Below are 19,692 nucleotides of genomic sequence, written 5' to 3'. Positions count from 1 at the left end.
TATGTCACTGCTCAAATTCGTATTTTATTCATTGGTTGCTTATTTGGTTATAAGGATGGTTGTGCGTATTTTTTTCACACCGAAACGCCCGCAGCAAAATCCTTTTTCCAATCCAAATCAAAACCAAAACAGAAGCCAGACTTATTCTAATTCAGAAAGTTTGGAAAAGCCGAAATTTACTATCGAAGCCGAATCGGTAGATTATGAAGTCATAGAAGAAAAAGATGAAAAAAAATAATCTCATTTTCAGTGCCGTAGCAATCATTTTATTTGCAATAATTGCGGTTGCTTATTGTTCGCCGGTACTTTCCGACAATTCGATTATCCAGCCCGATATTGTGAATTATAAAGGAAGTGCGGAAGAAATGCAAAAATTTCAAGAAAAAACCGGAGAAAATACCTATTGGTCCAACGCCATGTTTGGCGGAATGCCCACGTACCAAACCGGCGCGAAATACGATTATGATTTTATCAAAAAAATAGACCAGACGCTCAGGTTTTTACCACGTCCTGCCGATTACATTTTCTTGTTGTTCGCAGGATTTTTCACTCTTGGAATGGTAGTCTTCAAAAACAATTGGAAATATGCTTTGACCGGAGCAATTTTCTTTGCATTAGGTGCTTATTTCTACATCATTATCGCTGCCGGACATAACGCAAAAGTGCATGCAATTGCTTATTTTGCGCCATTGGTAGCGGGAATTATTTTGCTTTATCAGCGGAAATACATTGCCGGATTTTTACTCACGGCTTTGTGTATGGGGTTGGAGTTATCTGCCAATCATCCGCAAATGACGTTTTATCTTTTCCTGGTGATGATGGTATTTTTTGTGGTTGAATTAATTGATGCCATCAAATTAAAAGAAATCAAACCTTTTACCATCGCAACCGGATTGTTAATTGGTGCAAGTATCATCGGTGTCGGATTGAATTCCACTAGATTGATGACGACTTACGAATACAGCAAAGAAACCATCCGAGGAAAGTCAGACATGACTTTGTTAACTGAAAAAGATTCAGGATTAGACCACGATTACATAACACATTGGAGTTATGGAAAACTGGAAACTTTCAATCTTTTCATTCCAAATTTTATGGGTGGTGGAAGCCAGCCTCAAGAAGAAAATCTAAAGAATTATATTGCTGAAATCCAAAAGCAACAACATCTTTTGGACATGAACAATGAATTCAATGCACAAGCATTTGACTATTTGGCTTCAAGTCCGGTTTCGACTTACTGGGGCGACCAGCCGGGAACTTCAGGACCTGCTTATCAGGGAGCGATTGTTATATTTTTATTCTTTTTAGGATTGTTTTTAGTTCGAAATAAATGGTCAAATTACAAATGGTGGTTACTTGGTGCAACTGTTTTAAGCATCATGTTGGCTTGGGGTAAAAACTTCTCATTTTTGACGAATTTGTTTGTGGATTATTTTCCTTTCTACGATAAATTCAGAGCGGTTTCGTCAATGCTCGTCATGGCAGAATTCACCATGCCTTTATTAGCGATTCTGACTTTGTATGTTTTCTTCAAAGATGAAAGTTTGACAGATGAATTCAAAAAGAAAATCCTGATGTATGCCGGAGGGGGAGTTGTAGGTTTATTAATCATTTTCTATTTATTTGGAGGAAATTTATTCAGCTTTTCAACCGAATATGATTTATATACCAAGCAAGATATTATGGGAGCAGTCAAACAAGGATATCCGGATGGTTATGGTGTTTGGGATACTTTATTGAACAACGTGAACAAAGCATTGATTCAAGACAGAATCGATATGTTCAGAGCGGATACATTGAGAACTTTGATTTTTGTAATTCTGACTTTGGCTTTGTTGTTAGCTTATCAATTCAAATACCTGAAAAACAGTTTGATAATCGTTTTAGGAATCGGGTTTTTAGCATTAATTGATGGTTGGCAAATCAACAAACGTTATTTAAATGAAGATAATTTTGTTTCTAAATTATTTGTGGATAATCCTTTTCCGACTGAACTTTCACCAAGATTATTGGAAGGAGCAAGGGAAAATCAACATTTGATGGGCGTTGCACAAAAAGTCCCATTCAACAAAAGTTTAGACAGTTTGCGCAAAGCGGACAAAACGCAATACCGTGTGTTTGACAATGTTTTCAGCACATTCAATGATGCCACGACATCTTATTTTGTAAATTCAATCGGTGGTTACCACGGAGCAAAACTTCATAATTTTCAAGATGTAATTGATTTGTATTTTTCAGGTTCTGAAAAAACTCAGAAATTAGGCATCAATCAGCAAGTGGATACGCAGAAGATCTTAAATTTATTAAATACAAAATACATCGTTCACGGAAACGCGAGAACCCCAATGATTCAAGCAAATCCAGATGCTTTTGGAAATGCTTGGTTAGTTTCGGAAGTGGAGTATGTGAACAATGCAAATGAGGAAATTTTAGCGTTGAAAGACGTTGATTTGAGAAGAACAGTTGTTTTAAATAATAAATTAAACAAATCATTTACATCAGATAATTCATCTTCCATTAAATTAATGAATTACCAACCTAATAAATTGATATACGAAGCCAATGTTTCTTCGCCGAAAATTGCTGTTTTCTCAGAAATTTATTATCCATACGGTTGGACAATAAAAGTCGATGGAAAAGAAAGAGAAATGTTGAAAGCGAATTATTTCTTACGTGCAGTTCAGTTAGAAAAAGGTGACAAACAAATCGTGATGGAATTCAATCCACACACGGTAAAAACAGGGAATATGGTTACGATGGCTTTCAATGTTTTGTTTGTTCTTTTGGTTTTAGGTGGAGGATTTTATTGTTGGAAAAATAGAAATAGTGAACTTAGTGAAAAATCTTTGTGAACTTTGTGTACCACAAAGAATTACACAAAGCACAATTTTATGAAAAAAAAAGTTTTAATCATCACTTACTATTGGCCACCGGCAGGTGGTCCCGGTGTACAGCGTTGGTTGAAATTTGCAAAATATTTACCTGAATTTGGCATTGAACCGATTATTTACACACCGGAAAATCCATCTTATCCGATCATTGATGAATCATTATTGAATGAAGTTTCTCCTGATTTAAAGATTCTAAAAACCAAAATTTGGGAACCTTATCAAATCGCAGAAAAGCTCAATTCAAAATCAAAACAATATAAAGCCGGACAATTTGAGAAAGCTGAAAAACAATCTTTTCTGACGAGGCTGGCGGTTTTTGTACGTGGGAATTTTTTCATTCCTGACGCACGTCAATATTGGGTTGAACCTTCGGTTCGGTTTCTTAGAAAATATTTGAAAGAAAACCAAATTGAAACCATCATCACGACGGGGCCACCGCATAGTTTGCATTTGATTGGTTACAAACTAAAAGAATTTTACCCTGAGTTGAAGTGGCTGGCAGATTTTCGAGATCCGTGGACGCAAATCAGTTACCACTCCGAATTAAAACTGACTTCTTTTGCGCAGAAATCGCATGAAATTTTGGAACGAAAAGTTTTAAAAAATGCTGATGCTGTAATTGCAACGAGTTTTACCGATGCGGAAAATTATAAAAATCTCGGAGCGGGGAGGGTGGAAGTCATCACGAATGGATTTGAAGAGCCTGATTTTAATAATTCATTCAAAATTCAAAATTCAAAATTCAAAATTTCTTATAGTGGTGGTTTGGAATTTGCTAGAAACCCATTAGTTGTTTGGCAAGCTCTAGATGAATTAATCCAAGAAAATTCTGAATTTTCTACGGATTTTGAATTAGAATTTATAGGGAATTTAAGTCAGGAAGTTGAGAATTCTATTATTAATAATAATTTAAGTGATTATTTAATTAAAAAAGGATATGTATCTCATAAAGAATCAATTGAATTAATAAAAAATTCAACTTTATTATTACTAACGAATTTTCCTGACGAGAAATCTAAAGGAATTATTCCTGGAAAAATATTTGAATACATGGCAACTGGAAATCCGATTTTAGCCATTGGACCGGGTGGAGCAGATGTAGAGAAAATTTTAACTAAAACCGAGTCTGGAAGCTATTTCACACATCAACAAAACTCAGAAGTGAAATCTTTTATTTCGGAAGAATATAAAAAATGGAAGACGAATTTTTTTAAAAATCCATCTTCCAAAATCCATCAATATTCCAGAAAATCTTTGACTGAAAGACTTTCACAACTTATTTCAAGTTTATAAATCAATTCTTTTCAGGCGTTTGTTTCAAAACTTCTAAGAAATAATTCCAAAATTTTTGTACGGATTTGATTTCCACACGTTCGTCAGGAGAGTGCGCTCCGTAGATATTTGGACCGAATGAAATCATATCTAAATTTGGGTAATGTCCGCCAATGATTCCACATTCCAAACCGCCGTGTGTTGCACTGATTTTTGGAGATTCGTTGAATTTTTCGGTATAAATTTTCTCCATTAATTTCACGATTTCAGAATTTGTATTGGGTCTCCATCCGGGATAACCACCTGAAAATGTGACTGTAAAATCAGCCAACTCGAAAGTAGATTTAAGTGTCTCAGACAATAATTTTTTATTGGAATCCAACGCAGAGCGTGTCAAACACAATATTTTCATTTCTCCGTTTCCAACTACCACATTTGCAACATTGTTAGAAGTTTCAGTCAACCCTTCAATTTCCGGACTCATTCTGTAAACACCATTGTAAGCGGAAAGTAAAGCAAAAGTGAATTTTTTAGTTTCGTCAAATGAAGCCACATAAGAATTAAATTCCGTATTGGAAATTTCAATTTTCAAATTAGGCTCAACTGATTGAAATTCAGTATGAATATCATTTTTCAAAGTTTCAAAAGCAGATTTCAAATTTTCAACTTCCGAAGTCGAAGCAGAAATGATAAAATGACCTTCACGTGGAATTGCATTGCGCAGACTTCCGCTGTTCATGCTTGCAATCTGCGCTTTGAACTGAAGGGATTCATTTAAAAATCTTGCCAATATTTTGTTTGAATTTCCCAATCCCAAATGAATGTCTCCACCTGAATGACCACCTTTTAAACCTTTAACATCTACTTTTACAGAACTGAAATCTCCGTTCAAAGTTTCAATTGAATATTTTTTTGTGGCGGTTACATCCAAACCACCTGCGCAACCCATTGTCAATTCATCATCTTCCTCTGTATCAAGGTTTAAAAGAATTTCTCCTTGAATAACGGTTTCATCCAATTCAATTGCACCTGTCATTCCGGTTTCTTCGTCGATTGTGAACAAAGCTTCAATCGCAGGGTGCTCAATTTGGGTAGATTCTAAAACTGCCATAATCGTCGCAACGCCAATTCCATTATCTGCGCCCAAAGTTGTTCCTTTCGCTTTCACAAAGCCATCCGTATCAATGTACATTTGGATTCCTTGTGTTTCGAAATCAAAATTCACATCGTTGTTTTTTTGATGAACCATGTCCAAATGCGATTGCAAAACCACTGTTTTACGGTTTTCCATTCCGGCAGAAGCAGATTTTTTGATGATGACGTTTCCGACTTTGTCAACGATTGTTTCCAAGTTTAAATTTTTCCCGAAATCCACCATAAACTGTATGACTTTTTCTTCTTTTTTAGACGGACGCGGAACTTCATTTAGTTTGGAGAAATTTTTCCAGATATTTTGAGGTTCTAAACTCAATATTTCATTCATAATTGTTTGTTTTATTCTTCGATTCTATCAATTTTTTCTTCTAAATTTTCTTTGGCGACCTTAGCTGGTTTCAATCTTTTTTGTCTTTCTGTCCACAAATATTTTTTCTCTGGTTCGCTTAGCAAAAATCCATAAGGTTTTAGTTCAGAGACCGCATCAAATAAGACTTTGATGATAGCCATCAGCGGCAAAGCTAAAATTAATCCTGCAAAACCAAAAAGCATGCTGAACAAAAATAATGACAATATGGAAACGAGTGGATTTAAGCTGACTTTATTTCCCACAATGTTGGGCGTAATGATGTTTCCTTCGAGTGTTTGAATGAACTGAAACCAAGCGACAACGCCAACTGCGTACCAATAACTGTCTTTGGTTGCGAGCGCAAATAAAGCAGGAATTATAGACCCGATGGCGATTCCAATGTAGGGAAGGAGCATCAATAAAGAAGCGAGAATTCCGAAAAACCAAGCGTATTCGATGCCTAAAATCATCAAACCAATAGTGTTTAAAACTGCTATCAATCCCATTACCATGAGCATTCCGCCAAGATAATTGTTCAAAGCTTCATACATTTTGGTCAATGTGGCTTCAACTTTTTCCCGTGGTGCGCTGTAACAAGCTCTTACAAAGAATTCTTTAAAAAAATCGCGGTAATAAAGGAAAAAGAAAATGATCAATGGAACCAAAATTCCCATCGAAAGAAAACTTCCAATCGAACCAAAAAATCTGGTGACAAAACCTCCAATATCAGGCGCGGCTTTATTTAGTTCTTCTTTAGCTTTGGAGATAATATCAGTTCGAGAAAGATTGAGTTTGTCATTGGCGTATTTTTCACCTTCTTTTAAAACGGTTTCAATTTTACCAACAATTTCACTTGCGTCACGTCCGATGTTAATGGTTTGAGAAACAAATAAATAACTTATTCCTAAAAATAAAATAATCGCCAAAACCAATGTTGTGAGTGAAGCCATGAGTCGGTTGAATCCCCATTTTTCAAGAAAATTACAAACCGGAAATAATGTAACCGACAATATCAATGAAAATAAAATCGGTATCAAAATGCTTTGCAAAGCATATAAAAATGCAATTACCAATCCAACAGCCAATAAACTATAAGTAATTGATTTTCCTAATGAACCGGATTTTTCTTCAGCAATTAATGCTTCAGAATTATCGTCAATTTCAAATTCTTCTTTATTTAATAGTTTTGAAATTAATTGTTTAAATGATTTTCGTAAATCCATAGTTAGTTTTGTGTGTATGTCACGAAGATAGTTAATTATAGGCAAATTCAGATTTAATAAATTTGATGGATATTTTTCCTATAATTTATATTATGTTAAATAGAGTGTTTTTAAAGACTAATCTTTCTTTATGAAAATCAACAATTCTCCCTCGTCATATTTTATTGAAACTTTATTTTTAACCGCTTGATTTCTGATGCCTATTCTCTGTGATAAATCTAAGTCTTCATTGTTTAATCCATAAAGCAAACCCTCGGTGAAAATATTTTTTGCAACTGGAAAAGGATACAATGAAATAATTCTTCCTTTATAATCTTCGAGAACTGTTTCTTTTTCTGAAAAAAAATAATAACTGTAATCATCAAAGAAAACCAAATTCAATTTGTCCTTGTATTTCAAACCGGTTGAAAGATTTCCTAAAAAATGATCGTGTTCCATGCCGCTGCTTCCATATATATATACGTCATGGAAATTTCGGTTTTGAATGATTTGTAAAGCTTTTTCAAAATCTGTGAAATTCTGATCCGGTGTTTCTACTATTTCTATTTCAGTTAAAATTTCATTTGGTGATAAAGAATCAAAATCACCACTGACTACATCAGGTTTTATCCCTTTTTCCTGTAAATACCGATAAGCACCGTCTGTACAGAAAATAACTTCAAATTGATTTAAATCCGGAAAGATTTTAGGCGCCTGACCATTTAGGAATAATGCTACTCTATTCATTCGGAAGCCATTTTATTTCCTCATGAGCTGCATCCTGCGAAATCTTTCGAGCCAAAACAAACAAATAATCTGACAATCTATTTAAATATTTGAGTACAAATCCTCTGATTTCTTCCAAATCATTCAAAGCAACGGTAATTCTTTCGGCTCTCCGGCAAATGCAACGCGACAAATGCGCATGAGAGGCAGCTAAATATCCACCGGGTAATATAAAGTGCATCAATGGCGGCAGCTCCTCCTCCATTTCGTCTATCCAATTTTCCAATTGTTCAATATCGATTTCTGAAACCAATTTAGGCAATCGAGATTTCCCGTTGGCCAGGTACATTTTTTCTTGTGGTGTGGCCAATTCAGCGCCGACATGAAATAAATCTTTCTGAATTTTAATTAATTGTTCTATATATATAGGAAGGATTTCTGTACTTCTGATGAGTCCGATGGCTGAATTTAATTCATCTACAGTTCCATAAGCGTCAATTCTCACATGATTTTTAGAAACTTTTACGCCTCCGTAAAGTGAAGTTGTACCCTTATCCCCTGTTTTGGTATAAACTTTCATTTGATTTATATTTTAACATTTCAAATATACAATTTATTAAAATGAACAAAATACTGCAATCGATTGCTTTAGTTTTGGATTATTTTGAATGTGTAAAACGCTGTTAATAAATTTGGTTTGATTTTTGTTGATAAATTTACAAAGCATTTATACATTTAGCGTCGATATAATTTTGAATTTAATAGTCTGTATTTAGGTTACTCAATTAGTGTTAAATAAACATTAATTGAGAAATTTTTTTAAAGAAAAATTCAAAATATTAATTAAAAATTATAGATTCGCAATCTTGTTAACAAAATCAAAGTAATTAAAATTAAAAATGGAAATGGAAACAAAAGAAACTGTTCAAAGTAAATCTACTAAAAAAGGAGGTCTTAATGCTCCTATTACGATTATCATTTTAATTCTTATCTCAATGGGAATTTTTTATGGATTATTTGGAAGCACCAGCAATTTTAAAGGTGGTACGACCGATGGAGATCCTGAAAACTTTATGGGTATTATTTACAAAGGAGGTGTGATTATACCATTCCTTATTTCTTTCTTCTTGATGGTTATTGTATTTGGTATCGACAGATTTTTTGCACTTAACAAAGCTGCAGGAAAAGGAAATATTTCAAAATTCGTTGATACTATCAGAGACTTGGTAAGTAGAAACCAAATCAATGAAGCCTTAGAACTTTGTGATGAGCAAAAAGGTTCTGTTGGAAATGTTGTGAAAGAAGGTTTGACAACATACAAAGCTTTGTCTAATGATAACTCAATGAATAAAGAGCAAAAATTAATCGAATTAAACAAAACATTAGAAGAAGCAATGACCTTGGAAATGCCTGCATTAGAGAAAAATACAGTTATTATTTCAACAATTGCTTCAGTAGGTACGCTTATTGCATTGATGGGTACTGTAATCGGGATGATCAAGGCATTCTTCGCGTTGGGTGAAGGTGGAGGAACTCCTGATGCTGCGGCTTTATCTGTAGGTATTGCAGAAGCACTTATCAACACAGGTATGGGAATTGGTGCATCAGCGATTGCAATTATCGTTTATAACATGATAACAAGTAAGATTGATGATTTGACTTTCAAAATCGATGAAGTTGGAATGAGCATTCAGCAATCTTTTGCATCGCACCATTAATTCATTTTTCAAATTTAACGCGGTTAGTTTTTGATTAGCCGCAACGAGTAACGAATAATTAAATTTAAAAATTGAAAAATGGCAAGAGTTAAACCAAAAAGACAGGGTATCCATATGGATATGACGGCGATGAGCGATATGGCTTGGTTGTTGCTTACATTCTTCATCCTTACCACTCAGTTCAAAAAACCGGACATCGTTTCTGTAAAAACACCGAGCTCTGTTGCTGAAACTAAACTCCAGGACGGAGACTTGATGAGAGTGACCATTAATAATGACGGTAAATATTACTTTAGTATTATTGATGATAGAAATAAGATAGCTGTGCTTGACAAAATGGCTTCCAAACATGGACTTTCTTTTTCAGACAGTGAAAAAAGAGTATTCATGGGATTGTCTGAAGTACCTGTGCCTATCCGAGCTTTAAATTCATATTTAAATCTCTCTGATTCGCAAAGAGAAAAAACTATCCCCGGAATTCCTTTAGATAGTGTAGATCTTCAATTAGTAGACTGGATTACATCTACTATAGAAGTTGATCCGAAAGTTCAATTAGCAATTAAAGGGGATGTGAAAGCACAGTATCCTAAATTTAAAGAGCTGATTAAACAATTACAAGAAAGGGATATAAATAAATTCCAGTTGATCACAAGTTCAGAAGTTAAACCTCAATAAATAAGCCGTGGCACAGATAGAAGAAAAACAGAGTAATGACGGTGGCAAGGTTCGCGCGAAGAAAGCTTCCACCAAGGTCGATATGACCCCATTGGCAGATTTAGGTTTCTTATTGATTACTTTCTTTATGTTTACTACTACATTTAGTAAGCCTAATGTAATGGGACTGAATATGCCTCCAAAGAATATAGAAAAAAACAAACCACCTGAGGTTAAAAATGAGAATACATTGACTTTAATTTTAGGAAAAGATGATAAGGTGTATTGGCATCAGTTGGATAAGACTTTATTGACTTTGGATAAAATAAGTGAAACGAACTATTCTCGTGAGGGTTTGAGAGAAATTATCAAAACAGCAAAAAGCAATGCGCCTGATAAAGAATTGTTTACTATAATCATCAAACCGACCGATGATGCTACCTACGAGAATGTAGTCAATACCCTGGATGAGATGGAAATTACCGAATCAACCAAATATGGTATTGTAGATATCCCTACTTGGGAATTGGATTTATATGAGCAAAAAAGTGGAACCTCTAGTAGTAACCCTTAAAAAGAAGAGAAATTATGTCAGACAAACATTTTAAAACATTAGACGACATCGTATTCGAAAATAGAAATAAAGAATATGGTGCATATGACCTAAGAACTTCTGAGCGTTTCAACTTAACTAAATCCCTTTTGATTGGTTCATTGATTGTATTGTTGTTGGTTGGTGGTATTGTTGGTTATAACTATGCTATCAATCGCTCAGATGAAAAAGAACGTGTGGTAGAAATTGAGTTGACGGATGTAGAAATCCCAGATATTCCTGAGGAAATCATTGAAGACGTACCACCTCCACCACCTCCACCTGAAGTAGAAGTGGCAGAAATTAGAGTGGTTATGCCGGAGCCTGCTCCCAATCCACCTAAACAAGAAACTATCCCTCCCCAGGAAGATATGAAAGATAAAAACTTGGGTGACAAAAATGTAGAAGGTGACAAACCTACAAGTATTCAAATGCCTACAACGCCACCTCCAGGACCTACCGGTGATGGGAAACCAAAGGACAAACCTGCTCCAACAGGTAACTTTACAGCTCGTGAGGTTTCTGAAATGGCGATTTTTCCGGGCTGTGAAAAGTTCAAAGGAAAGAAAGAAGAATTGCAAAAGTGTCTTGCTCAGAAATTGAATGAGCAGTTAGGAGACCAATTATCTGACTTTGCTGAAACCTTAAATGATAGAGGGGAAAGCCAAGCAGTAGCAAAACTTCAGTTCGTAATTGACAAATCAGGTAAAATCATTCAGGTAAAACCTATGTCAGGTGGTAGCGCTGAATTGGGAAGAGAATCTAAAACTGCGTTAGAAAGAATTGCAACAAGACTTTCTAGTAGTGGAAAAACTATTCAACCTGCAAAATTGGAAGATGGATCTCCAGTAAACTTGGTTTTCCAATTACCAGTTAAATACGTAGTTCAATAAGTTTAAATTTTCTTTTAATATAAAAAAGAGAAGCTCAAAAGGCTTCTCTTTTTTTATATAAGAAATGACCTCTTTACAATCTATAAATTAATTTAGTTTTTCAAAAAAATAATTCTCAAGAATTTTTTAAGATGCTTTTATTTATCTTTTTTACAAATCCTGGACCTTCGTAGATAAATCCGGTATAAATTTGAATCAAAGATGCACCTGCATTTAATTTTTCAATGGCATCTTCCGGAGAATGAATCCCTCCTACTCCAATAATTGGAAATGCTTTCCCGCTTTTTTCAGATAAAAATCTAATTACTTCGGTAGAACGTTTCGTCAAAGGTTTTCCACTCAATCCACCTGTTTCTTTTTTGTTTTCAGAGTTTAAATTTTCTCTTGAAATTGTTGTATTGGTTGCAATTACGCCTGCAATCTGTGTCGTTTTTACAATATCGATGATATCCAATAATTGTTCATTGGTCAAATCCGGCGCAATTTTAAGCAAAATCGGACGTGCTTTGGGTTTGGATAAATTTCTATTTTGTAAAGTTTGAAGTAAATTCATGAGTGGTTCTTTGTCTTGTAATTCCCTCAAATTTGGTGTGTTCGGGCTGCTCACATTGACCACAAAATAATCAACTACGCTGTACAAAGCATCAAAACAAATTTCATAATCGTGGATTGCATCTTCGTTCGGAGTCACTTTATTTTTTCCGATATTTCCACCGATTAAAATCTTTTTATTTTTTCGCAATCGCTTCGCTGCTTCCCATGCACCTTCATTGTTGAAACCCATTCGGTTGATTAAAGCTTCATCTTGTTTCAAACGAAACATTCGTTTTTTATCATTTCCCGATTGTGATTTGGGTGTTACTGTTCCGATTTCGATGAATCCAAATCCGAGATTGGATAGTTCTTTGTACAATTTTGCGTCTTTGTCAAATCCTGCCGCCAACCCCACTGGATTTTTAAATTTTAATCCAAAAACTTCACGTTCCAGTTTTTTATCTTCAATTACAAATAAACTTCTGAAAATCTGCGGTACAAATGGAACTTTGTGAATGACTTTTAGAAATGAAAACGTAAAATGATGAATTGCTTCAGGATCAAATTTGAATAATATGGGACGAATGACGGATTTGTACATTGTTAATCGAAAACTCTGGCAAAAGTATGAATTTGAATTTAATCTTCATAAACTTCAGGATTTACAGGAGTTTTCATTCTTTTTCCATTCAACGCCAAAATCATATTTTCCACCGCCAATTTACCCATCGCAGTCCTTGTTTCTTTAGTTGCAGAACCGATATGTGGAAGAACAGCAACATTTTCCAAAGCAAGCAGAGGATTATCAGCAGACATCGGCTCCGGATCGGTCACATCCAAGCCTGCTCCCCAAATTTTACCTGATTTCAAAGCTTCATACAAAGCTTTTTCATCGATAACTTTTCCGCGCGAAGTATTGATGATGACTGCTGAATTTTTCATTTTCTGAAATGCGTCTTTGTTAAAAATCATCTCCGTTTCGGGTGTCAAAGCGGAATGAATCGAAATCACATCACTTTGTGCCAACAATTCATCAAATGAAACATATTTTGCATTTAATTCATTTTCAACTTCTTCATTTCGAGAACGGTTGTGGTAAATGATGTTCATGTCAAATGCGGCTTTGCTGCGCTTCGCTGTCACAAAACCAATTCTACCCAAACCAAAAACCCCCAAAGTTTTTCCGCTCAAATCAAATCCCAAATGGTCATTGAATTCCCGTTTCCAATTTCCGTCTAAAACCCTTTTATAATTGAAAAAAGCTTTTCGGGCTACATTTTGCATCAACAAAAAAGCAATATCAGCTGTCGATTCACTCAAAACATCAGGTGTATTGCTCACCGGAATTCCAAATTCGGTCGCCGCTTTCACATCTACATTCTCAAATCCGACGGAAAGCAAAGAAAGCGCTTTGATATTTTTACTTGAAAATTCAATGATTTCGCGGTCAAATTGCGTACTCATTACAAAAATCCCATCATAACCCGGAATCAATTCCATCAATTCGTGTTTCGTAATCGAATGATTTTCATGCCATTCGTCTAATTCTATTTGATTTTGTTCTAATAATTCTCGGGTGATTTTCGGGACTTTTCTCGTTGCAAATACTTTCATTCCATAAATTTATCACTTTCTAATTTATTCAATTAAATTTTAGGAGCCAATCCCGCTATCCGCTGTATCTTTTTTGTCTTGTCTTTCAGACCGCCAAAAAAGGATGTCGCTGCTATCGGGGCTATTATTTACCGTTAATATTTCAAAAGAGAATTTGTCTTACAGATTTTGTACTTTTGCGCCATGAAGATTTTAGCTTACAAGAATTTGTTTATCGGGATTACCGAAACTTTGAACAACATATTTTTTAACCACAAATATGCAGACCGCGAATTGGAAAAAATGTTGAAATCCAACAAAAAATGGGGTAGCCGTGACCGTGCTTTCATCGCCGAAACTGTTTATGACACCGTTCGCTGGAAACGCATGATCGAAGCATCGATGGGCAAAGAAGTTTCTCCTGATAACCTTTGGGAATTTGTAGGCACCTGGTTTTCACTCAATGATGAAAAACTGCCTTATTGGGACGAATTCAAAAAAATAGACCAAAGAGAAGTCCTGAAAAAAAACCATGCGGCAACTGATAGAAATTTCGCTGTAAAAGCTTCTATTCCAGATTGGTTAAACCAATTGGGAATGAAAGAATTGGGCAAACAATGGGAAACGGAAATCGATGTGATGAATGTTCCTTCGCCTGCTGTAATCCGTACCAATACGTTGAAAACCGACCGTAAAACTTTGCAAAGAAAATTGAAAGAAGAAGGCATCGAATCAGAGATTTTATCTAAATATCCGGACGCTTTGGAATTGGCGCAAAAGGCAAACATCTTCAAAACGGAAGCTTTTCAAAACGGATGGTTTGAAGTGCAGGATGCAGGTTCACAGCTGATTTCTCCTTACTTGAATGTACAGCCAGGAATGCGGGTGGTTGATGCTTGTGCGGGTGCCGGTGGAAAAGCTTTGCACCTGGCTGCTTTGACGGAGAACAAAGGTCAGATTTATGGGTTGGACATCCACGAATGGAAATTGCTGGAATTGAAAAAAAGAGCCAAAAGAAACGGCGCACAAAACATCCAAACCAAAGTAATTGATTCATCCAAAGTTGTCAAAAAAATGGAAAATACTGCTGATAGACTGCTCATCGATGCACCTTGCAGCGGACTGGGAGTACTTAGCAGAAATCCTGATGCAAAATGGAAACTTTCTCAGGAATTCATCGATAGTGTAAAAAAGGAACAGGCTAAAATCTTGGACGAGTATTGCAAAATTGTCAAAGTTAGCGGTGCAATGGTATATGCTACCTGCTCAATTTTGCCAAGTGAAAATCAAAATCAAGTCGAAATATTTTTAGAAAATCACCCTGAATTTAAATTGGTAAGAGAAAAACAATTGCTTCCATCACAAACCGGCTTTGACGGATTTTATATGGCTTATTTGGAGAGAATTAGTTAACTTTATCGGAGTTAATTAATTCTAAACCCTTATGAAAAAACTCTACACTCTTTTTATCTTACTTTCCGGCTCAATTCTTTTTGGGCAGGAATATCGTCCTTTGTTAGACAATAATAATCTCTGGACAACTTCCGAATCAATAAGTGATGGTGGAGGTGGTTACTATCGTTATCAAAATGAAATTAGACTAAACGACCAAACAATAAATCACAACGAAAAAGAATATATAAATTTAGAAATAAGGACACGAATAGGTCACGAATTTGGACCTGATTATGGAGAATGGGGAGAATGGTATGATTCAAGTATTTATTTACATGAAAATTTAGAAGAAAAAAATATATACATCTATTATCGTGATTATGAAGTCGAATTCCTTTTGTACAATTTTGATATAGAAGTTGGAGATACAATTCCTACGCAAGGTTTTTCTCCAAATTTTGGATTTCAACACCCAACAATTGTTACATCAATAAATTATGAAAATCATTACGGGTTAGAAAATGTAAAAACGTTTCAAACAAATCACCAGGATGATGATTTAATAATATATGAAGGGATTGGTGGTTCACATGGCTTATTTACGCTCATTACTTTAGAACATTATTATTCTCTAGAAGATTTTAATCCCATTTTAAATATTATTGAAATGGCAAATAATAAATCTCAAATTTTTCCCAATCCATTCTCTGATAAAATCCAAATTCAAAATTCAAAAGAAATTAAAGAACTTCAATTATTTGATTTACAAGGAAAATTAATTTCTACAAACAAAAACTTAGACGAATTGAATTCTAAATTAAGTTCACTCAACAATGCCGTTTATTTCTTAAAAATCAATTACAAAAACAATAAATCAGAAACAATTAAGCTGATTAAAAACAAATAATTAAATTTGTTTTCAGATTTTGATAAAATGCAGGATGTAGAGAATCTTTTTTTGGAAGTAAGCAAAGCCATTGACGAGCGCGATATGTCAGGTGCAAAAGATTTATTGGAAGAAATTCTTTCCATCGATCCAGGTTACGGACGTGCGCACAATCATCTCGGCTGGATTTACGAAACCAAAATCAAAGATTTTGACCGAGCAAAGCAACACTATAGTTTAGCCATCAAATTCTGCAAAGGAACCTATCCTGTCGCTTATGTGAATTATGGTTATTTACTGATTGAATTTGGTCATTTCGAAGAAGCCGAAAAAGTTATCGAAGAAGGATTAAATACCAATGGCGCAGACAAATCCACTTTAAATTACCAAAAAGGAAAAATTGCCGAACACAGACAGCAATATAAAATGGCAATAAATTACTACCAGTACGCACAAAAAGTCTGTTTCAATAAAGAATTTTTCACGTTACTGGAAAGTGAAATCAACCGCGTAAAATCCAAAATGAGCTTTTGGGAAAAACTTTTTTAAATGCTGGTATTAATTACACTTCCAAAATTATCTTGTCAAATCAAAGAAAAAACCGGAGTAGAATGTCCCGGATGTGGAATTCAAAGGAGTTTTGAATTGCTTATCAATGGAGATTTTATCGAATCTATAAAAATGTATCCCGGTTTGATTCCTTTATTTTTTACCTTGGGTGTTTTGGCTATACATTCCTACAAAGGAAATTTAAAAACGCTCAGACTTCTTAAAATAAGTTTTATATTAACAATCTTAATTATTATCATAAATTATTTAATTAAATTTCCACAATTATGAACGATTTTAATCAATTTGAATCACAGAACAAATTACCAAATGACCCATTGGCACTTATATTGGCGATTGGTTCTATCTTATTTGTTATTTTAGGCTGTTGTTGCGGTCTTTTTACAATCATACCCGGAATTATTTTAGGTATTACTGCCTGGATATTGAGTTCCAAATCCTTACAAACATACAATTCCTCACAAGGGATATATAGCGCAACAAGTTTCCAAAATACAAAAACAGCCAGAGTTTTGGCAATTATCGGTACCGTTTTAAATGGAATAGGTTTATTTATCTCTATACTTTTCTTAATTGGAGCTTTGGCTCAACCAGCCTTCCTAGAAGAATATAGACAACAACTTGAAAATTTTGAGTCTCATAATAATAGTTTTGACAACGATAATTAATTTCATAAAATGTTAAGAGGAATTTACATTTAGATTTCTTAATTTTATGCAGACAAAACAAACTCAAAATGATCTACCATAAATTAGGCGAGATTCCCAACAAGAGACATACCGTTTTTCAAGATGAAAATGGAAGGTACCGTTATGAGCAATTATTTGGAACGGAAGGTTTTAGTGGAATTTCATCATTACTTTATCATCTTCACCGCCCAACGCAAATCATCAGCATTGGCGAACCGATTGATGTAAGTCCAAAAGCTGCCATCGAAAAAAACATCACACCAAGATGTATCAAGGGCTTTGAAGCCAAGCCGACGGATGATTTCTTGGAATCCAAGAAAAATTTATTTTTCAATAATGATTTGATTATGGGCGTTGCTTCGCCTAAAAAGTCAATGACTGATTATTTTTACAAAAATGGTCAGTGCGATGAATTGATTTTCATTCATAAAGGAAGCGGAACTTTAAAAACATTTTTGGGCGACATTAAATTTGAGTACGGAGATTATTTGATTATCCCGAGAGGAACGATTTACCAGATTGAATTTGACACAGAAGACAATCGTTTGTTTTTTGTGGAATCCTTTTCTCCTATCGAAACGCCAAAACGTTACAGAAATAAATACGGGCAGCTTTTGGAGCACTCGCCATTTTGCGAACGCGACATCAAAATGCCTGAATTCCGTGAACCGATTGACGAAAAAGGAGAATTCCTTATCAAAGTCAAAAAAGCTGGAATGATTCATCCGATTACTTATGCCACGCATCCTTTTGATGTAGTGGGTTGGGACGGATATTTTTATCCATATGCGACATCCATTCACGATTTCGAACCGATTACAGGACGCATTCACCAGCCGCCTCCGGTGCATCAGCATTTTGAAGCAAATAACTTTGTGGTTTGTTCCTTCGTGCCGAGATTGTACGATTACCATCCGAAATCGGTTCCGGCGCCATACAACCACAGCAACATTGATTCGGAAGAAATTTTATACTACGTGGATGGAGATTTCATGAGTAGAAACCACATCGAGCAAGGTTACTTCACTTTGCATCCGGGTGGGATTCCACACGGGCCGCATCCGGGAGCAATGGAACGAAGCATTGGAAAAACTGAAACTGAAGAATTAGCTGTAATGGTCGATCCGTTTCATCCACTGAAACTCACACAAGAAGCATTGGATATGGAAGATGATTCTTACAAAACCAGCTGGTTAGAATAAGAGTTTCATTACATATTATTAGATTTAAATTGTTAATATAATCCCGTTTAGGCGGGATTTTTTTTGTTTGAATTAATCCAATAAAAAACCTCGAAAGTTTTTAGAATCTTCGAGGTTATATTTTTATTTCTACTGGAAAATTTAGTCTCTTCCGCGCATTGCTATCATGATGAAATAAAGCAATTGAGCCAAAGAAGCAATCGCTGCTACAACATAAGTTCTTGCTGCCCATTTCAAAGCATCTTGTGCACCTGCATATTCATTTGGCAAAACCATATTTCGTTCTTTCAACCAAGCTAAAGCGCGGTTACTTGCATCATATTCAACCGGTAAAGTTACAAATGCAAAAGCGGTCGTTACCGCAAAAAGCGCAATACCAATATACAACACGTAGGGAATTCCCGCTGAGAAAAATAAAACAATTCCTCCCATCAAAACCCATTGCAATAGATTACTTGAAATGTTTACTGCAGGCACCATTTTGGAACGCATTTCCAACCAGGAATATCCTTTCGCATGCTGAACTGCATGACCAACCTCGTGTGCTGCAACCGCAGCCGCAGCCGCATTCCTTTCGTGGTAAACCACTTCAGAGAGATTAACGGTTTTGTTAGCAGGATTATAATGATCGGTCAGTTGACCTGGAGTTGAAATTACTTTCACATCATAGATTCCGTTATCTGCAAGCATCTTCTCAGCGATTTCTTTACCGCTCATTCCATTTGCAAGATAAACTTTTGAATAATGTTTGAATTTGTTTTTCAGTTGATAGCTGATGTACATGCTCACAAGCATCGGAACACCAATTACTACCAAATAAAGTGGATCAAATACCATAATTTTCTATTTTAATTTAAAGGTTACTTTGTAAAAATACTCTTTTCCATCTACTTCAAAAACTATTCCATCGGAACGGGTGTCAGTCTTGGGTGGAGAAAAATCTTGAATCATTTTGGATTGAATTGGAAAATATTGTTCGATAAAGATTTCATTTTCCGTCATTTTAGTAAAATGAACATTCTCAAAAAGCTTATTCTGAAAGACTATTCTTTTAATAATCGGATTTTCAGGAATTTTATCAATTACCAAAAAAAGTTCAAAACCTCTTTCAAATTCAGAATGAGCTCTGATTTCATACGTGGCTGTCAAAATTTCAGGTTTTATTGGAATTGATGATTTTTGACAAGAGAAAATCAATCCTGAAATAACTATTAATAAAAAATTTATATGCATTTTGAATTGGTAACGATTGTCATTCCGAGGTAAGATATTTGAGATTAATACAAGAAACGAAGTTTCGGAATGGATTCTTCCTTTGTCAGAATGACATAATTTGAAATAATTTATAAATTTTTCCATACCTTTAAATAT

At 34.9% G+C, this 19,692-nt stretch carries 21 protein-coding genes; 13 read left to right on the top strand and 8 right to left on the bottom strand.

Going from position 1 to position 19,692, the window contains the following annotated elements; translation table 11 throughout:
- The first annotated feature begins 1 nt into the window (after position 1).
- From B8977_RS04620 to B8977_RS04610, 3 genes are read left to right on the top strand one after another with little or no spacing between them, the layout of a single operon-like run.
- Complete coding sequence (locus B8977_RS04620; RefSeq protein ID WP_084016504.1) at positions 2-238, top strand: hypothetical protein; 237 nt, start codon at positions 2-4, stop codon at positions 236-238.
- A complete protein-coding gene (locus tag B8977_RS04615) occupies positions 225-2,852 on the top strand; it encodes a YfhO family protein (protein WP_143736323.1) in 2,628 nt (875 codons plus the stop codon). The genes B8977_RS04620 and B8977_RS04615 overlap by 14 nt, the downstream gene beginning before the upstream one ends.
- 39 nt (positions 2,853-2,891) lie before the next feature.
- Positions 2,892-4,184, top strand: a complete 1,293-nt coding sequence (locus B8977_RS04610; RefSeq protein WP_084016503.1) for a glycosyltransferase family 4 protein — start codon at positions 2,892-2,894, stop codon at positions 4,182-4,184.
- A gap of 1 nt (position 4,185) precedes the next feature.
- Here B8977_RS04610 and B8977_RS04605 read toward each other — a convergent pair whose 3' ends face one another.
- From B8977_RS04605 to B8977_RS04590, 4 genes are all read right to left on the bottom strand, one after another.
- Complete coding sequence (locus B8977_RS04605) at positions 4,186-5,646, bottom strand: aminoacyl-histidine dipeptidase (protein ID WP_084016502.1); 1,461 nt, start codon at positions 5,644-5,646, stop codon at positions 4,186-4,188.
- 11 nt (positions 5,647-5,657) lie between these two features.
- A complete protein-coding gene (locus B8977_RS04600) occupies positions 5,658-6,890 on the bottom strand; it encodes an AI-2E family transporter (protein ID WP_084016501.1) in 1,233 nt (410 codons plus the stop codon).
- A 117-nt stretch (positions 6,891-7,007) separates the two neighbouring features.
- Positions 7,008-7,616 (bottom strand): thiamine diphosphokinase, encoded by a 609-nt coding sequence (locus tag B8977_RS04595; RefSeq protein WP_084016500.1) that lies wholly within the window; start codon positions 7,614-7,616, stop codon positions 7,008-7,010.
- Positions 7,609-8,175 carry a cob(I)yrinic acid a,c-diamide adenosyltransferase gene (locus B8977_RS04590; protein ID WP_084016499.1) on the bottom strand — a complete coding sequence of 189 codons (567 nt, stop codon included), beginning with the start codon at positions 8,173-8,175 and terminating at the stop codon, positions 7,609-7,611. Before B8977_RS04590 ends, B8977_RS04595 begins: the two co-directional genes overlap by 8 nt.
- 319 nt (positions 8,176-8,494) lie before the next feature.
- On the opposite strand from B8977_RS04590, the gene B8977_RS04585 reads away from it, so the two are divergent.
- The 4 genes from B8977_RS04585 to B8977_RS04570 all read left to right on the top strand — a co-directional run bounded on the left by B8977_RS04585 (position 8,495) and on the right by B8977_RS04570 (position 11,452).
- Positions 8,495-9,313, top strand: a complete 819-nt coding sequence (locus B8977_RS04585; RefSeq protein ID WP_084016498.1) for a MotA/TolQ/ExbB proton channel family protein — start codon at positions 8,495-8,497, stop codon at positions 9,311-9,313.
- Between the two features lie 78 nt (positions 9,314-9,391).
- The gene (locus tag B8977_RS04580) at positions 9,392-9,988 is read left to right on the top strand and encodes an ExbD/TolR family protein (RefSeq protein ID WP_084016497.1); all 597 of its coding nucleotides are present in this window, start codon (positions 9,392-9,394) and stop codon (positions 9,986-9,988) included.
- A 7-nt stretch (positions 9,989-9,995) separates the two neighbouring features.
- On the top strand, positions 9,996-10,541 hold the full coding sequence (locus B8977_RS04575; protein WP_084016496.1) for an ExbD/TolR family protein: 546 nt from the start codon (positions 9,996-9,998) through the stop codon (positions 10,539-10,541).
- 14 nt (positions 10,542-10,555) lie between these two features.
- A complete protein-coding gene (locus tag B8977_RS04570; RefSeq protein ID WP_084016495.1) occupies positions 10,556-11,452 on the top strand; it encodes a hypothetical protein in 897 nt (298 codons plus the stop codon).
- Between the two features lie 115 nt (positions 11,453-11,567).
- Here B8977_RS04570 and B8977_RS04565 read toward each other — a convergent pair whose 3' ends face one another.
- Together B8977_RS04565 and B8977_RS04560 are read right to left on the bottom strand one after the other, a co-directional pair.
- Positions 11,568-12,587 carry a quinone-dependent dihydroorotate dehydrogenase gene (locus tag B8977_RS04565; protein ID WP_084016494.1) on the bottom strand — a complete coding sequence of 340 codons (1,020 nt, stop codon included), beginning with the start codon at positions 12,585-12,587 and terminating at the stop codon, positions 11,568-11,570.
- Between the two features lie 38 nt (positions 12,588-12,625).
- Positions 12,626-13,600: a 2-hydroxyacid dehydrogenase gene (locus tag B8977_RS04560; protein WP_084016493.1), complete on the bottom strand. Its 975-nt coding sequence runs from the start codon at positions 13,598-13,600 to the stop codon at positions 12,626-12,628.
- Between the two features lie 183 nt (positions 13,601-13,783).
- Here B8977_RS04560 and B8977_RS04555 point away from each other — a divergent pair, with 183 nt between their 5' ends.
- From B8977_RS04555 to B8977_RS04530, 6 genes are all read left to right on the top strand, one after another.
- A complete protein-coding gene (locus B8977_RS04555) occupies positions 13,784-14,992 on the top strand; it encodes an RsmB/NOP family class I SAM-dependent RNA methyltransferase (protein WP_084016492.1) in 1,209 nt (402 codons plus the stop codon).
- A 31-nt stretch (positions 14,993-15,023) separates the two neighbouring features.
- Entirely contained in the window at positions 15,024-15,881 is an 858-nt protein-coding gene (locus B8977_RS04550) for a T9SS type A sorting domain-containing protein (RefSeq protein ID WP_084016491.1), read from the top strand.
- A 27-nt stretch (positions 15,882-15,908) separates the two neighbouring features.
- A complete protein-coding gene (locus B8977_RS04545; RefSeq protein WP_084016490.1) occupies positions 15,909-16,409 on the top strand; it encodes a tetratricopeptide repeat protein in 501 nt (166 codons plus the stop codon).
- Entirely contained in the window at positions 16,410-16,700 is a 291-nt protein-coding gene (locus tag B8977_RS04540; protein ID WP_084016489.1) for a DUF2752 domain-containing protein, read from the top strand.
- Positions 16,697-17,098, top strand: a complete 402-nt coding sequence (locus tag B8977_RS04535) for a CCC motif membrane protein (protein ID WP_084016488.1) — start codon at positions 16,697-16,699, stop codon at positions 17,096-17,098. Before B8977_RS04540 ends, B8977_RS04535 begins: the two co-directional genes overlap by 4 nt.
- A gap of 68 nt (positions 17,099-17,166) precedes the next feature.
- On the top strand, positions 17,167-18,321 hold the full coding sequence (locus B8977_RS04530; protein WP_084016487.1) for a homogentisate 1,2-dioxygenase: 1,155 nt from the start codon (positions 17,167-17,169) through the stop codon (positions 18,319-18,321).
- A 141-nt stretch (positions 18,322-18,462) separates the two neighbouring features.
- On the opposite strand, the gene B8977_RS04525 is transcribed toward B8977_RS04530, so the two are convergent.
- On the bottom strand, positions 18,463-19,158 hold the full coding sequence (locus tag B8977_RS04525) for a zinc metallopeptidase (protein WP_084016486.1): 696 nt from the start codon (positions 19,156-19,158) through the stop codon (positions 18,463-18,465).
- Between the two features lie 6 nt (positions 19,159-19,164).
- Entirely contained in the window at positions 19,165-19,680 is a 516-nt protein-coding gene (locus B8977_RS04520) for a hypothetical protein (protein WP_084016485.1), read from the bottom strand.
- Positions 19,681-19,692 lie beyond the last annotated feature (12 nt).

The sequence above is a fragment of the Moheibacter sediminis genome, from assembly GCF_900176425.1.
GTDB classification, from domain to species: Bacteria; Bacteroidota; Bacteroidia; order Flavobacteriales; family Weeksellaceae; genus Moheibacter; species Moheibacter sediminis.
The sequence above is the reverse complement of the archived record's forward strand: the minus strand, read 5'-3'. Positions and strand labels throughout refer to the sequence as shown.